The following is a 15700-nucleotide window of genomic DNA, read 5'->3' on the forward strand; positions in this document are numbered from 1 at the left end:
TTTTAAACCTGAATGCTAACAACCAGAAGACTAACACTATAAATGTCATTTTTTTGCTTGTTTACATTACGAGACGATGAGAAATCTGTGAAATGGGAATTAGTTTAGGCAATTTATATAACCACAAAATTGCCAGGAAAGAGAGGTTGTAATCAACCTCTCTTTTTTTTATGCTTTCTTTTAAAACCTAATGATTTAAAGATTATTACCTTTGCTAAGCTTTTTTAAAATTGATTTATGTCTAAAGTTCTGGTCGTTGAAGACGATGTTGCATTTGGTACGATGTTAAAAACCTTTTTAGAGAAAAGGGATTATAAGGTGAGCCTTGTTTATTCAGCTACGGAAGCATTTAAAAAGATATCTTCAGGTAAATTTGATCTAGTGCTTACAGATGTAAGGCTTCCAGATACCGATGGTTTGGAGATCCTTAAGAATGTGAAGGCTGAAAATCCTTCTACCCAGGTGATTGTTATGACCAGTTATGCTGAAATAAGTATGGCTGTGAACGCAATGAAAGAAGGGGCTTTTGATTATGTTTCAAAACCCTTCAGACCAGAATCTATTTTACAAACTATAGAAAATGCACTTCATACGAATGAGGTTGCTCCCCCAGCCGAAAAACCAAAACCGGTTAAGAAAAGCAGGGGACCTCTTACGGAGAATCTGGATCTGGTTAAAGGAGTAAGTGAACCCTCAAGGAGATTAAGTGACTATGTAGAATTGGTAGCACCTACAAATATGTCTGTTCTTATCACAGGGGAAAGCGGTACCGGAAAAGAGCAAATAGCGAAAAGTATCCATTTGCAAAGTAAGAGGCATGCAGCACCATTCATTGCGGTAGATTGCGGGGCTATTCCAAAAGAGATCGCTTCCAGTGAATTTTTTGGCCATCTCAAAGGTTCTTTTACAGGAGCAATAAACGATAAAACTGGTCACTTTGAGGCTGCCAATGGAGGAACACTTTTTCTGGATGAAATTGGAAACCTTACCTATGAGCTACAGGTGCAATTATTAAGAGCCTTGCAGGAACGTAGAATTAAGCCGGTAGGTAGTAATAACGAAGTCCAGGTTGATATTCGTGTGGTGACGGCGACTAATGAAGACCTTTCTGAAGCTGTAAAAGAAGGTGATTTTAGAGAGGATCTTTATCATAGATTGAATGAGTTTTCTATCAAAGTCCCTGCGTTAAGGGAAAGAAAGGAAGATCTAATGTTGTTTGCAAATCAATTTCTAGATGAGGCCAATGCAGATCTTGAAAAGAATATCCTTGGATTTACAGACGAGGCTATTCATGCTTTTAGAAATTATAACTGGCCTGGGAATCTTAGAGAGTTAAAGAATATGGTAAAGCGTGCTGTTCTATTAACCAAGGACGATCTAATACCTTTAAAAGTATTGCCACATGAGATAGCAACATCTTCACGTTCTACTGAAAATGACTACGGGTTATTTAAAAATAAGAATGAGGAGCAATTAATTCTTGATGCTTTGGAAAAGACTGGAGGAAACAAGAGTAAAGCCGCCAGGATGTTGTCTATAGATAGGAAAACCTTATATAATAAACTTAAGCAATACGGTATTAAACTGTAATATCTTCTTCCAGGCTTGCCATTAATTCTTTTATTTTTTTCTGAAAATAAGAGAACTCAGAAGAGCTTACATTGTCTCTAGCCTCCATTTTAACCAACACTGCGATCACTTCATTTGCTTTCATCTGTCTAAGCATGGGAAGCATTCTATGAGCTAATTTCCCCATCCTGTCGGTATCATTGTTTTCGAAGGCTACTGCGAGTTCCTGTGTGCTATTGTCGGCGCCCTGGAGAAATGCTTTTAATATGGTTTGCATCGCATCGTCATCATGGCCTGAGAATTCATAAATATCGCTAAGATCGTAAGCTTCAGATGTCAATTTACCATTTTCAGTATCTACTGGAGCTTCACTTTTTTCGTACTTTAATTTTAGAAGCCGGGCGATATGTTGTTTTAGATCGTCTGGCTTATAAGGTTTTAATAACTTGTTGTCAAAGCCCACCTGTGTGTAAACATTTTTCTTGAGATCTGTTCTTCCTGACAGGGCAATTACAGGCATATCTTTAAGTTTTTCATCTTTCCGAATATATTTGATCAGCTGGAAGCCATCTAGTATGGGCATTTGTATATCTGTAAGGACGATATTGAAATTAATCTTATTTAGTTTTTCCAGCGCCTCTTTCCCGTTTTCTGCAGTTTCGATTTCAAAACCCATAGATCTTACTACTTCAACAGTAAGCGATAATTGCCCCGGTTCATCATCCACTACCAAAGCTTTCATCCCCGCAGTATTTAAGCTTTTTTCAATTACTTCATTATTTTTCCCTTCTTTTTCCGGCTCTTCTCTGGTTTCTGAAAGTTTAACTACTGGAATAGCGATAATAAATTCACTTCCTTCTCCCTGTTCGCTTTTAACCTTTATTTCCCCTTCGAGCAATTCGGTGAGTCTTTTGGTGATCGCAAGACCAAGGCCAGAACCTCCAAACTGTTTTTCAATATTGCTGTTCTCCTGTGAGAATTCTTCAAAGACACTGGCCTGCATTTCTTTTGAAATGCCTATCCCTGAATCTTTAACCCTGATCTCAAGAATGTGGTCTTTATTAGATTGTTCCTGGAGTTCGGCAGCAATTAGAATACTTCCTTTTTCAGTAAATTTCCAGGCGTTTGAAATAAGGTTTGCAAGTATCTGCTTGATCCTGAAAGGGTCACTTTGTATTTGAACATTGGTTTCTTCTGAAACTTCAATAATGATTTTTACATCTTTTTTCTTTTCAGCAGGAATCACATTGTTTACGGTATCCTTAATTAGTTTTTTTGGATTGAAGGAGAGTTTTTCCACCAGCATTTTCCCGGCTTCCAATTTTGAAAGATCCAGCAGGTCATTTACCAGTCTTAAGATAAATTCTGAAGATTTTTTAATTTGGGTGAGGTAATGTTTCTGTTTCTCATTCAGCTCCGTTTTTTGAATAAGATCGGTATAACCCATCACGGTGGTAAGCGGACTCCGAAGGTCATGCGTGATCGCCGCCATAAATTGTTCCCGGCTGGCAAGTAGTGATTCTGCAAATTCCTTAGCTTCTTCCAGCTCAACCCTGTACCGCTGGCTACGGGTAACATCTCCAATAATATTGATGATAAAATAGAGAATGATCAGCAAAATAATACAGCCTCCAAGAAAGATGATATTAGAGGTTTTATTGAGCATATTTTGAAAAACTTCAGCTCGTTCTACCGCATTCTCCCGTTCTTTCAATTCAAGCTCAGATAATAAGCTTTGAAGCTGTTGGTTAAGAATCAGGTCATTATTCAGCAATTCATTCTCCTTTTGAATTACTTCGTTCTGAAATTGTCTGTTTGCAAACTCAAGATCTGTTAAAACCCGTTTTACAGATTTTACAACCGAATCAAGCCGCTGTGTGGTAATGCGCTCTGCATTATCTTCTTTTGAATATTCAAGCCATTTAACAAGGATATCCTTTTGGTAAGGTTTAAGGTTTCTAAACCTGTTCTCGTAGCTATAATCTTTAAAAGAAGCATCTATATTTCTTAGTTCCCTCAGGGCCTTTGAGTAATAATTGGTATTTCTATCGGTATCCCTTAAAGCGACGAGTTCCTTTAAGTTTTCAGTCTTTTGCTCTAGAAGCTTATTGATACTGTCAGTCTCATTTTCCAGGTCAATCTTTTCATAGGACTGGCTCAGTCTGTTAATTTTAGACTTTATGGTGTCAATTTGGGAATTATAGAGCATTAACTCTTCTTCAGCTCCTGTTTGAATAAGTCGCCTACTGGTATTTTCAGATTCATTAAGATTGGTACTTATTTCACTAACCAGGATAAGTTGCTGGTTATTTTCAGTATTGGATTGCGCAATCTCAGAATAAGCGATTACCTGGTTGTAAACGTACCAAACAGCAAGCCCGGCCAGAATGGCCACGATTACATATCCGGTTACTACTTTTGCGGTGATGGAGCGTTTGGCACTAAACATAACTCAGGTTTAAATCTAAAATTAAGCCAAATATGGCAATTTTCTCCAAATGTATTGTATTTCTAAAAAAGCATATTACATTTGCACCACAATCTCAAAAGGGGTGCCCAAATGGGCTGAGATCATACCCAATGAACCTGGGCAGGTAATGCTGCCAAGGGAATTGCACGAAAGTGCAGTGTATGTACTCCTGATGTTGCCAAGTGGCAGTTTCAGGATTTTTTATTTATAAACTTTAAAACAGAAAGAGTAATCGCCCCTTTTATTCGTAAAATTTTATTACGGATGAAACATGTATTATTTTTTGTAGGTCTTCTGGCGCTTTCCATACAGGCCTATGCACAGGAATTTAAACTTTCGGGAACCGTAACCGAAAACGGAGTCCCGTTAAACGAAGCTTCAGTCTATGTGAAGGACTCGGGCTCAGGAACACTTACCAATCAAAAAGGAAACTATACGCTGAACCTGGAAGAGGGGACGTATACTATCATTTTCGTTTTTGGAAATCAAAAAAGTAAAAGAGTGGTTATCGATTCAGATAAGGTGCTGAACGTGGATCTATCTGGTGCTGAAGAGAGTCTGGATGAGGTTTTTCTTTCAGCAGTAAGGGTGGGAGATAAATCACCCATTACTTATAGTAATTTGAGTAACGAGGAAATCGAAGATCGTAATCTTGGGCAGGATATCCCCGTTTTGATGAGCTATATGCCCAATGTAGTTACAACTACAGATGCCGGAGCCGGTGTGGGGTATACAGGAATTAGGGTGCGTGGAAGCGATGCTACCAGAGTAAATGTTACTATCAACGGTATTCCTTATAACGATGCAGAAAGTCAGGGAACATTCTGGGTAAATCTTGGGGATTTTGCATCTTCTGTAGAAAATCTTCAGCTGCAAAGAGGTGTTGGAACTTCAACAAATGGAGCAGGGGCCTTTGGTGCCAGCCTTAATATTTTAACCGATGCTTATAAAGAAGAAGCTCAGGGAGAAATAGCCAATAGTATAGGTTCTTACAACACTTTTAAACATACGGTGAAATTTAGCACAGGATTGATCAATGATCACTTTTCTTTTACCGGAAGAGCTTCAAAAATTAGAAGTGATGGTTATATAGATAGAGCAAGTAGTGATCTAAAATCTTATTTTCTTCAGGGAGCCTACGTAGATGATAATACGCTTATTAAAGCATTGACTTTTGGCGGAAGTGAAAGGACATACCAGGCATGGTATGGGATAGATAAGGAAACATTGCAGAACGATCGTACCTTTAACCCTGCCGGTATTTATACCGATGAAAACGGGAATACAAAGTTTTATGATAATCAAACAGATAATTACAAACAGGATCATTATCAACTGCTGTGGAATCAGGATTATAATACCAACTGGTCTTCTAATATTGCTTTTCATTATACCTACGGAAGGGGTTATTATGAAGAATATAATGAGGATGCCGATCTGGCTGAATTTGGATTACCAAACTTTGTTGCCGAAGGGGAAGAAGTGACCACTTCTGATATTGTTGGTACAAAATGGCTGGATAATCATTTCTACGGAACAGTTTTCAGTTTAAATTATCAGAATGCTAATTGGGATGCTACCCTTGGTGGAGGCTGGAATAAATATGACGGCGATCACTTTGGAGAAGTCGTGTATACGAGATTTGCCAGAAATAACGATCCTTACGAACCTTATTACTTCAATGAGGCAGATAAAACCGATTTTAATATTTACGCAAAGGCAAATTTTGCGATTACAGAGAAACTTGGTGGTTACGCAGATCTTCAGCTAAGAACCGTGAATTATGAAACCGATGGTTTACTGGACGATCAATCAAGGTTCTTAAATGATGATAATTTCAGCTTTTTTAATCCAAAAGCTGGTCTAACCTATGAGCTAAATCCGTTTAATCAGTTCTATTTTTCTTATGCGAGAGCTCACAGGGAGCCCAGTAGGAATGATTATGAAAATGGAGATCCTGAGCCTGAAGAACTAAACGATTTTGAGCTTGGATGGAGACATAACTCCAAAAACCTTCAGGTGAATACGAATCTTTATTATATGGATTATCAAAATCAATTAGTACTTACCGGTGGGATTGATGATGTGGGCGCTTTTATTCGCCAGAATAGTGGAAATAGTTACAGATTAGGATTGGAGATAGATGCAACAGTTATACTTTCAGATAAGGTTTCAATTAGACCTAATATTGCCTTAAGCCAGAATAAAAATGTTGATTTCGTTTCTACTTTCAACGGGGAGCTTAGAGATTATGGTAATACCGATATTTCGTATTCACCAGAGATCGTTGCAGGAAATATCATCAATTATGAACCTGTAAACGGACTGGAGCTTAAACTGCTTTCAAAATATGTGGGAGAACAGTTTATGAGTAACATTGAAGCTGAAAACTCGAAGCTGGACAGCTATTTTGTTAACGACTTTAATGTTCAGTATAGTTGGGATCAACCATGGGTCTTTAAAGAAATTGTACTTACAGGTTTGGTAAATAACATCTTTAATGAGAAGTATGTGTCCAATGGCTATTATTTCACCTTTGATGTACCCAATGAAGATATCCCTTCTGGAGTACAAACTTTAGATGGAGCCGGGTATTACCCACAAGCCACTACTAACTTTTTGTTGGGATTAACCCTGAAGTTCTAAACACTTCAGGTGTTTTAGCTGCCTCCTTTTCAAAATGTAGGGTTTTGGAGGGGAGGCTTTTTTTAATTAAAAACCTCTATTCTGTTACCAGATTTTTGAACCCGATAAGGTTTCATGGTATACTGGCCATCTCCCTCCACAATTTCACCCGTGATCACGTTGTATTGATTGCCTTCACAGTCACAGGTAGCAATTACCCCGTTTATCGTCATTGCTGAACAACTGCTTGGCGGATGGTTAGGATCACTTAACTCAAAAGCTACATATTGAGAGTTATTGATGTTATAGATCACTACACCTCTCACCCCATGATTATAAGTAGCAAACGAGTTCCCGGGAAATTGAAGATCATTATATTCTGGAAAGCTTAGATCAAGCTGGAATCTGAAATTCAGATCTGGAAGATTCGGGTTATTTCTAATTTCATCATCAGATCCTGAACATGCCGTAAGTACTATAAAAACTGCTATTATGCTGAAGATTTTTTTCATGTAGTTTTAAATTGCAACGAAAATAATATAATTGTTCCGAAAGATTAAATTTCTTACATTTGTTTAAAGAAATCCCGTTAGAAATGGGATTTTTTCAGTTAATGATGCAATAGTTTAAACCCGGAGAGCTAAAACTTTATAGATCCGGGCAATCCCGCATCCTGGGATTCAATTATTAATAAAATCATTATAAGGTATTTTTTCGGCTCTGGAGGGTTTACCCCACTGGCTACGAAATATTAAAACGATAAAGTTATGAGTAAAGTATCTTATTACACCCCTGAAGGGTTAAAAAAGCTTAGAGATGAACTTAATCATCTTAAAGACGTAGAGAGACCAAAAGCATCTCAGGCAATAGGAGAGGCTAGAGATAAAGGAGATTTGAGTGAGAATGCTGAATATGATGCGGCAAAAGAAGCTCAGGGACTTCTGGAAATGAAGATATCTAAACTGGAAGAAGTGGTGGCGAACGCCAGAGTAATTGACGAATCGCAGTTAGATACATCTAAAGTTCTGGTACATTCTCATGTGAAGATCAAGAATCAAACGAACGGAGCTGAAATGACATATAAGCTGGTGGCCCAAAGTGAGGCCGATCTTAAATCTGGGAAAATATCTGTAGATTCTCCTATAGGAAAAGGTCTCTTAGGCAAGGAAGTAGGAGACACGGCAGAAATTGAAGTTCCAAACGGTACTGTAAAGTTCGAAGTGATCGAGATCTGGAGAGAATAATTCTACCCAAATCAGTTAAAATTAAATCCTTTTCTTTCATCTGCAATTTCGGATTTGAGAAAAGGATTCTTTAATTTTAATAAAAAAACCAACCTAATTATGTCGACACTGTTTACGAGGATAGTTAAAGGAGAAGTGCCAGCTTATAAAGTAGCCGAAAACAGCCAGTTTTTAGCTTTTTTAGATATCAGGCCCAATGCGAAAGGTCATGTGTTGTGTATTCCGAAAAAAGAGATTGATAAGATCTGGGACCTGGAAGAAGATATGTATCAGGAGTTAATGCGTTTTTCACGACATGTCGCTGTCGCTCTGGAAAAAACAGTTTCCTGTAAGAGAGTAGGAATGGCCGTGGTTGGCCTGGAAGTTCCGCATACACATGTTCATCTTATACCGCTCAATAGCATGAAGGAAATGGATTTTTCTAATCATGTGGAAATGAGCGACCAGGAATTTACAGATATTGCTGCGGCTATTAATGCGAATGTAGAATTGTGACCAATTTTTCTGAGTTTAAATTAAGTCTGGAGATAAGAATAGACTGGAGCGATCTGGACATGTATGAACACGTGAATAACGTTTCTTATATGCGATATCTTCAAAGCGGCAGGGTTAATTTCTGGGAGGCTTCTGGTATTCATGAATTTTACCAGAACTCTAATCAGGGAACGATGTTGGTTTCTACTAAATGCGATTTTAATAAATCTCTCTACTACCCGGGGAGAGCAATTATTAAGACCAAACTTGATTTTATTGGTAATACCAGTTTTGGTTTGAAACATATTATCTTGAATGAAAATGATGAAATTTGTGCGGAAGGGAATGATGTGGTGGTATGTTTCGACTTTGATAAGAATGAAACCTTTCCTGTACCAGACTGGTTACGAAAAAGAATCTCTGCACTTTAAACCTTCTTTAAACTTATTAGAAAGGTAGTTCCTTTATTTATTTCGCTTTTTGCAACCTTGATCTTTCCTTTATGATATTCTTCAATAATTCGCTTGGCTAAAGATAGGCCCAGACCCCAGCCTCTTTTCTTTGTGGTTTGCCCGGGTTCAAAGATAGATTTGAATTTATTTTTATCGATCCCTTTTCCGGTATCGGTTATATAAATATGCGCCTGTTTTATATCCTGCTTGATCTCTATGAGCAATTCGCCTTTACCGCGCATGGCATCGATCGCATTTTTAACAAGATTCTCTATGGTCCAACTGTAAAGTTGCTCGTTCAGCATTACATTAATGGGTTGTCGCGGTGTTTTTATGCTGAAATCAATAAGCTTGGAACTTCTGGTTTTTAAGTACTCAAAGCTTTCTTTGGTAGACGCGACGATGTCGGTTTGCTTTAAATTTGGTAGTGATCCAATTTTTGAGAATCTTTCAGTGATGGTTCTTAAGCGATCGATATCTTTTTCCATTTCTTCCACATAAGATGGATTGATATCTTCGGTTTTCAGAATTTCTGTCCAACCTATAAGAGAACTTAACGGAGTTCCAATTTGATGCGCAGTTTCCTTGGCCATTCCCGCCCAGAGTTTGTTCTGTTCGCTGGATTTTGTGGTGGTATAAAAGAAATAAACCACTCCAATAAAAAGAAAGCCTATCAAAGTTAATCCTATAGGGTAATATTTTAATTTAGTAAGTGCTGGAGAGTTACCGTAATACAGATATTGTACCTGCCCTTCTCCAAGATCAATAATAATGGGATCATTTTCTTCTTTTAGATCACTGAGATAATCCTCTGTAGTTTCAGGATCTTCAAGAATGCTAGGATCAAGATTAGTAGTATATGCAATTTCCCCATTCTCATCTGTATGAATAATCGGGATGGTGGTATTATTATTTAATATCTTGAGAATAAGGCTAAGATCGGCATTCTCAGGAGCATTGCTAAGTTCTTCCTGTGCCTGTGCCCAGATATTCATTTTCGCCCGTTCATCCTCTTTTAGTCGCTGAAAAAATATACTTGTATTCCAGAGCACCAGGATGATGACCACAAGGCAGGAAATAATGATAAACCAGCGATTAAAGCTGCGTTCGTCGGGTAGATTCATGTATGCTTCCGGCTTTAAATCAAAAATAAATATAAGCGTTTTAAAACTATTTTTATTGTTTATGCATTGCTTTTCATTCCCTGTTCGTTTCTTTATCTTTGGCAAAAATTGAGATATGTTCAGTATAGAACCTAAAGATGTAAGTGTTGGTAAATTACATCAATACCTTCTGGGTGCCATAGGTCCAAGGCCTATTGCATTTGCAAGTACTATTGATGAAGACGGAAAGCCAAATCTTTCGCCTTTTAGTTTTTTCAATGTTTTTGGTGCTAATCCACCGGTATTGATCTTTTCACCTGCAAGAAGAGGAAGAGATAATACCACGAAACATACCTTTGAGAATGCTAAAAAAGTTGATGAGGTGGTGATCAATATTGTCAATTATGATATTGTTCAGCAAATGTCACTTTCCAGTACAGAATATGACGAAGGGGTGAATGAATTCGAAAAATCCGGATTAACTATGCTGAAATCAGATCTGGTAAAACCTTTTCGTGTGGCTGAATCTCCGGTTCAAATGGAGTGCAAGATCAAGGAGGTTGTGGAAACGGGTACTGAAGGAGGCGCAGGAAATCTGGTGATCTGTCATGTGGTAAAAATGCATATAAATGAAGATATACTTGATGACACTGGATTTATAGATCAGTATAAAATAGATCAGGTGGCTCGTATGGGCGGTAACTGGTATACACGTGCAAAAGCAGGGATGTTTGAGGTTCCAAAACCTCTTACAACTTTGGGAATTGGTGTAGATGCCATGCCAGAAGACATTAGAACAAGTGCTATTCTTACCGGAAATGATCTTGGGAAATTAGGAAATGTAGAGGCATTACCTGAAAATGGTGAAATTGAAGCATTTCTAAAAACGAATACTGAAGAAGCCGAAATTGTAAGAACCGGCAATAAAGAAAAAATTCATAAACAGGCTCAGGTTTATCTTGAGAAAGATCAGCCGGAAAATGCCTGGAAAATATTATTAGCAAAATAAACGAGACAATGGAAGTACAGGGAAAAATTAAACTTATTGGAGAAACCAAGACATTTGGTAGTAACGGATTTCAGAAAAGAGAGATGGTGGTAACTACCGAAGAGCAGTATCCACAACATATCATGATTGAATTTGTTCAGGATAAGTGCAGTCTTTTAGATGCATTTCAGGTTGGTCAGCCAGTGAAAATTGGAGTGAACCTAAGAGGCCGTGAATGGGTAAGCCCACAGGGTGAGACTAAGTATTTTAATTCTATCCAGGGATGGAGAATTGAAAACCTTGCGGCGCAGCAGCCGTCAGGAGGTTCTAATGTACCACCACCAGATCAGTTCGAGCCTGCCAGTGATTTGAATGAAGAAGATTATGACGATCTTCCTTTCTAGAATAATTGTTGAACTGAGCTTGTCGAAGTTCGAGGTATAAAAAAGATGAATATTTTTAGTCTGTGATAAACCGTATTTTGGTCATGCTGAACTTGTTTCAGCATCTCGTTCTAATATCACAAATAAAAATTTACCTGTGGAGACCCTGAATCAACTTCAGGCTGACCTAATAAAATCAAAGTCCGGTTAGAGATTTCGCCGGACTTTTTTATTTTCATTTTCTAAAAGAAAACCAATTGTACTTTATTTATCCAGATCAGGAATTGCCACCGGTGACTTTCGCGGACAGCGATGGCTTACTTGCTGTGAGTAGAGATCTAAGTCCTGAAAGATTAAAAGAGGCTTATTATAAAGGAATCTTCCCATGGTATAGCGAAGGGCAGCCGGTACTTTGGTGGTCACCAGATCCAAGAATGGTTCTTTTTCCTGAGAATTTGAAAATAGCCAGAAGCATGAGACCATTTTTAAATCAGGATAAGTTTCAGGTCACTTTTAATCAGGAGTTTGAAAAAGTTATTGAGAATTGCGGGGAGATAGATAGAAAAGGCCAGGATGGAACCTGGATAACTCCGGAAATTAAAGAGAATTATCTTCAGCTTCATAAAGAAGGTTTGGCACATTCTATTGAAGTTTGGGATAATGAAAATTTAGTCGGTGGACTTTATGGAATTTATCTAAAAGATAAGCATGTATTCTGCGGAGAAAGTATGTTCGCTAAGGCTAGCAACGCTTCAAAATTTGGATTTATAAAGTTGGTTCAAGAACTGGAGAAAGAAGGAGTGAAGTTAATAGATTGCCAGAGCTATACAAGTCATCTGGAAAGTTTGGGGGCAGAAGAGATATCCAGAGAAGAGTTTATTAAATACTTAGAATAATTATCACCTCTTTATTAGGTGATATATAGAGTTATGTAAAGGAAAGGCATTTTAACTTCTACGGTTTTATTTTTTATAGTATTTTTAAATAAGTTTCTTTTAATTCTAAATCTATTGGTATGTTGAAACCACGCTTAATAAAGAATATAAATTTCACTCTATTAATCATATTTTGTTTTGCTGTAAGTAGCTGTAGTAGCGATGATAACCCAACAGAAATGGTTGAAGTGACTGTAAATGGAACTGTACTTTTTGATGAGGGGGATGACTTTAATGGAGATATAGATGGTGACTTTACCGGGAATGGTGGTAGTGCAACTAGAACCTTTTTCTGGCAAAATTCATTAAATACTGCAGATTATAATGCTGATGTTACTACTTCAGCCACGGGTTTATTTGAAATAGAAGTAAGGGATGCCAACGATAATCTTGTTTTAGATAGATCTATAAGAGGTGGAACTGAGCCAGATTCTTTTTCTGGTGTTACGGAAAACGGCACTTCTGGAATTTGGTCAGTAACCATTATTCTCACGTCATTTAATGGGGATGGTAGTTTATCTTTAAGTGAAGGGGATTAATTATTGTTCTCTTACCTTTTACTGAAAATTTAAATATGAAAGGAATAAATAACTTTTGCTTTGATAGTCACTACATTTTCTCTCCCAATTTTTTCACTTCTTTATAACGGAAACAATCTGTTTGATGATCATTCACCATTCCAGTTGCTTGCATATGAGCATAGATCACCGTGGAACCAACAAATTTGAAACCTCTTTTTTTAAGATCTTTGCTCAGTTTATCGCTAATTTCAGTAGTAGCCGGAGCCGCTTTATAATCTTCAACATTATTTTGAATAGGCTGGTTTTCTACAAATTGCCAGATATATTTGCTAAAACTGCCAAATTCATCCTGGATCTTTATAAATTCTCTGGCATTCGTCACCGCTGCCCTTATTTTCATCTGATTTCTGATAATACCCGCATTCTGCATCAATTCAGTGACCTTAGCATCTTTATATTGAGCAATTTTCCGGTAATCGAAATTATCAAAAGCTTCCCTGAAATTATTTCGTTTTCGGAGTACGGTGATCCAGCTTAGTCCGGCCTGAAAAGTTTCCAGGGTCAGAAATTCAAATAAAGTATCGTCATCTAGAACGGGAACTCCCCATTCATGATCGTGATAAGCCTCGTATAATGGGTCGCCCACACACCAGCCGCAACGTTTAATTTCTGCCATAATTATTAAGATCTAAAATGATAAGTGATAGTTCCCGGTTGTGCATTTCTACCTGCCAGCTTACTAAATCTTGCTCCGGCCGAATATTCCAAAGCACGATCAATTAGACATTCATTAGAAGTTGTTGAACTACCTTTATTAAAAGAAGAATCTAACACATAACCATTGGCATCTACCGTAATATTAATAACAACTTTTCCTGCAGTATCACATGTATACACGGGGTTTGGAATTTTCACAGCCCTTCTTCCTTTCAAAGAAAACGAAATGGAACTGTAATCGTAAGCGGCTGATTTTTGAGTAGCTTCTTCTGAAGAGTCATCTCCATCTGAACGTTTATTCTTCTCTTCAGAATTTTTTCTGTTTACTGAATAATTTCCGTTAGAACCTTCATTATTTTCGTTCTCATTCTGTTCCTGCTCGGCACTATTCTTTTCGAAGATCTTATCCAGTTGATTCTTAAAATCGGTTTCACGAGTTTCTTTATCCTGGTTATAGGCCTGGTGGGTTTGAACGTCCCTTCGATTTTTCTGTGGGGTTTCTTTCTGTTCGTCAGGTTCTGTTTCTTGTTTTTCTTCTACTTTGAATTGTTCGAGATCTACCAGCATTTCAGCCGTAGCTTGATTGCTATTGGCAAGCTTGAAATTATACAGCGCCAGCATCAGGACAGCAAAAGAAAGTGTAGTCAGGATAAGTGCTTTATGCTTATCGAAAAAATCCTCGAAACGTTTCATATACAGTTAACAGTCAGTAGACTTAATTATTCTCTCGTGAAGGTAGCAATTTTTCGAAAGACTCTATATTCATGGCATTTTCTACGGAATAATCGCCAATTGCAGTTCTCCGTAATTCCGATAAGTGTGCGCCACTATTTAGAGCCTGACCAAATTCGTGCGCCAGACTTCTAATGTAAGTTCCTTTGCTGCAAATCACCCTGAAATGAACCTTCGGAAATTCTTTTGAGTCGATCTCAAATTCCGAAATCTCTACCTTCCTGGATTTTACTTCAACTTCCTTGCCTTCCCGGGCATATTCGTAAAGTCTTTTTCCGTCTTTCTTTAAAGCGGAGAAAACAGGCGGAGTTTGGTCAATTTCGCCGATAAATTTTTTGGTGGTTTCCTGAAGTAATTCTTCTGTAATATGATCTGTGGGGAAATTTTCGTCAATTTCAGTTTCTAAATCGAAAGATGGAGTAGTGGCTCCCAAAGTAAATGTTCCTGTATATTCCTTGATTTGCCCCTGAAGTTCTGGGATCGTTTTGGTGAATTTCCCGGTGCAGATAATTAGTAATCCCGTGGCTAGCGGATCTAAAGTTCCGGCGTGACCAACTTTAATTTTTTTAATATTGCAACTTTTCCTGATTAGCCATCTCACCTTATTTACGAGCTGAAATGAGGTCCAGTTAAGAGGTTTATCAAAAAGTAATACCTGTCCTGTTTTGAATTCTTCGGGAGTAATTTCCTTATTGTGCATACGCAAAAATAATAGCCGCCAGTCCCACTACAAAACAATACGCGGCAAACCATGAAAGTTTACTTTTCTTAACCAGTGCGATCATCCAGGTACACGCAACAAGCCCGGCCAGGAATGCTGCCACGAATCCAACTGCCAGAATGGTGAAATCGGCATTGCTTTCCATCAATTCACCGCTTAAAAGATCTTTTGCGATCTTTCCGAATATTAGTGGCACCACCATTAAAAATGAGAATCTTGCTGCTTTCGTTTTATCATTTCCGAGTAATACGGAAGTTGAAATAGTAGCTCCACTTCGGGAGATTCCGGGTAACATGGCGATAGCCTGTGAAACACCGATTACGAATGCATTGCTATAGCTAACTTTTTTTCCGGTGTTCTTCGCCTTATCTGCCAGCCAGAGAAGTAATGCGGTGATCAATAGCATAAATCCTACAAACAGGATATTTCCTCCAAATAGCGCCTCTAATTGTTCTTCGAACAAAAGCCCAACGAGAACTGCAGGGATCATGGAAACTATGATCTTCAAAGAGAATTGAGTTTCCTCATTCCATTTAAAGCTCAGTAGACCACCTATAATTTCTAAAATATCTTTTCTGAAGACCACAATCGTACTTAATGCAGTTGCGAAGTGAAGTACTACCGTAAATAATAGTGATTCTTCTGGTACACTGGTATCTCCTAAAATAGCTTTCCCTAATTCTAAATGTCCACTGGAAGATACAGGCAAAAATTCGGTAAGTCCCTGGATGATCCCAAGGATCACGGCGTCTAATACGTCCAAATT

General features: G+C 37.9%; 16 protein-coding genes and 1 riboswitch. Of the genes, 9 read left to right on the forward strand and 7 right to left on the reverse strand.

The window, feature by feature from the left end:
• Positions 1-237: 237 nt before the first annotated feature.
• A complete protein-coding gene (locus BLT95_RS11570) occupies positions 238-1590 on the forward strand; it encodes a sigma-54 dependent transcriptional regulator (protein ID WP_089666337.1) in 1353 nt (450 codons plus the stop codon).
• Here BLT95_RS11570 and BLT95_RS11575 read toward each other — a convergent pair.
• Positions 1580-4018, reverse strand: a complete 2439-nt coding sequence (locus BLT95_RS11575) for an ATP-binding protein (protein WP_089666338.1) — start codon at positions 4016-4018, stop codon at positions 1580-1582. The two genes, BLT95_RS11570 and BLT95_RS11575, sit on opposite strands and share 11 nt — an antisense overlap.
• A gap of 89 nt (positions 4019-4107) precedes the next feature.
• A riboswitch (TPP riboswitch) is annotated at positions 4108-4197 on the forward strand.
• 106 nt (positions 4198-4303) lie between these two features.
• On the opposite strand from BLT95_RS11575, the gene BLT95_RS11580 reads away from it, so the two are divergent.
• A complete protein-coding gene (locus tag BLT95_RS11580; RefSeq protein ID WP_089666339.1) occupies positions 4304-6685 on the forward strand; it encodes a TonB-dependent receptor in 2382 nt (793 codons plus the stop codon).
• Positions 6686-6747: 62 nt separating this feature from the next.
• Here the strand turns inward: BLT95_RS11580 and BLT95_RS11585 are convergent, their stop codons facing one another.
• Positions 6748-7176, reverse strand: coding sequence for a hypothetical protein (locus BLT95_RS11585; RefSeq protein WP_089666340.1), 429 nt, complete (start codon positions 7174-7176; stop codon positions 6748-6750).
• A gap of 255 nt (positions 7177-7431) precedes the next feature.
• On the opposite strand from BLT95_RS11585, the gene greA reads away from it, so the two are divergent.
• The 3 genes from greA to BLT95_RS11600 all read left to right on the forward strand — a co-directional run bounded on the left by greA (position 7432) and on the right by BLT95_RS11600 (position 8813).
• Entirely contained in the window at positions 7432-7908 is a 477-nt protein-coding gene (gene greA / locus BLT95_RS11590) for a transcription elongation factor GreA (RefSeq protein WP_089666341.1), read from the forward strand.
• 99 nt (positions 7909-8007) lie between these two features.
• Complete coding sequence (locus BLT95_RS11595) at positions 8008-8403, forward strand: HIT family protein (RefSeq protein ID WP_089666342.1); 396 nt, start codon at positions 8008-8010, stop codon at positions 8401-8403.
• Positions 8400-8813: an acyl-CoA thioesterase gene (locus tag BLT95_RS11600; RefSeq protein ID WP_089666343.1), complete on the forward strand. Its 414-nt coding sequence runs from the start codon at positions 8400-8402 to the stop codon at positions 8811-8813. The genes BLT95_RS11595 and BLT95_RS11600 overlap by 4 nt, the downstream gene beginning before the upstream one ends.
• On the opposite strand, the gene BLT95_RS11605 is transcribed toward BLT95_RS11600, so the two are convergent.
• Positions 8810-9958 (reverse strand): HAMP domain-containing sensor histidine kinase, encoded by a 1149-nt coding sequence (locus tag BLT95_RS11605; protein ID WP_089666911.1) that lies wholly within the window; start codon positions 9956-9958, stop codon positions 8810-8812. The genes BLT95_RS11600 and BLT95_RS11605 overlap by 4 nt on opposite strands.
• A gap of 115 nt (positions 9959-10073) precedes the next feature.
• Here BLT95_RS11605 and BLT95_RS11610 point away from each other — a divergent pair, with 115 nt between their 5' ends.
• The 4 genes from BLT95_RS11610 to BLT95_RS11625 all read left to right on the forward strand — a co-directional run bounded on the left by BLT95_RS11610 (position 10074) and on the right by BLT95_RS11625 (position 12782).
• Positions 10074-10946 carry a flavin reductase family protein gene (locus tag BLT95_RS11610; protein WP_089666344.1) on the forward strand — a complete coding sequence of 291 codons (873 nt, stop codon included), beginning with the start codon at positions 10074-10076 and terminating at the stop codon, positions 10944-10946.
• An 8-nt stretch (positions 10947-10954) separates the two neighbouring features.
• Complete coding sequence (locus tag BLT95_RS11615) at positions 10955-11329, forward strand: DUF3127 domain-containing protein (protein ID WP_011710888.1); 375 nt, start codon at positions 10955-10957, stop codon at positions 11327-11329.
• 236 nt (positions 11330-11565) lie between these two features.
• Positions 11566-12204, forward strand: a complete 639-nt coding sequence (aat, locus tag BLT95_RS11620) for a leucyl/phenylalanyl-tRNA--protein transferase (RefSeq protein WP_089666345.1) — start codon at positions 11566-11568, stop codon at positions 12202-12204.
• A gap of 119 nt (positions 12205-12323) precedes the next feature.
• A complete protein-coding gene (locus tag BLT95_RS11625) occupies positions 12324-12782 on the forward strand; it encodes a hypothetical protein (protein WP_231896361.1) in 459 nt (152 codons plus the stop codon).
• A gap of 70 nt (positions 12783-12852) precedes the next feature.
• Here BLT95_RS11625 and BLT95_RS11630 read toward each other — a convergent pair whose 3' ends face one another.
• The 4 genes from BLT95_RS11630 to BLT95_RS11645 are packed head-to-tail and all read right to left on the reverse strand — an operon-like array spanning position 12853 to position 15697.
• Positions 12853-13440 carry a DNA-3-methyladenine glycosylase I gene (locus tag BLT95_RS11630; RefSeq protein WP_089666346.1) on the reverse strand — a complete coding sequence of 196 codons (588 nt, stop codon included), beginning with the start codon at positions 13438-13440 and terminating at the stop codon, positions 12853-12855.
• 5 nt (positions 13441-13445) lie between these two features.
• The gene (locus BLT95_RS11635) at positions 13446-14174 is read right to left on the reverse strand and encodes a hypothetical protein (RefSeq protein WP_089666347.1); all 729 of its coding nucleotides are present in this window, start codon (positions 14172-14174) and stop codon (positions 13446-13448) included.
• A 22-nt stretch (positions 14175-14196) separates the two neighbouring features.
• Complete coding sequence (truB, locus tag BLT95_RS11640) at positions 14197-14913, reverse strand: tRNA pseudouridine(55) synthase TruB (protein WP_089666348.1); 717 nt, start codon at positions 14911-14913, stop codon at positions 14197-14199.
• The gene (locus tag BLT95_RS11645; protein WP_089666349.1) at positions 14903-15697 is read right to left on the reverse strand and encodes an undecaprenyl-diphosphate phosphatase; all 795 of its coding nucleotides are present in this window, start codon (positions 15695-15697) and stop codon (positions 14903-14905) included. Before BLT95_RS11645 ends, truB begins: the two co-directional genes overlap by 11 nt.
• Positions 15698-15700: the final 3 nt, after the last annotated feature.

Source organism: Gramella sp. MAR_2010_147, from assembly GCF_900105135.1.
Lineage (GTDB): Bacteria > Bacteroidota > Bacteroidia > Flavobacteriales > Flavobacteriaceae > Christiangramia.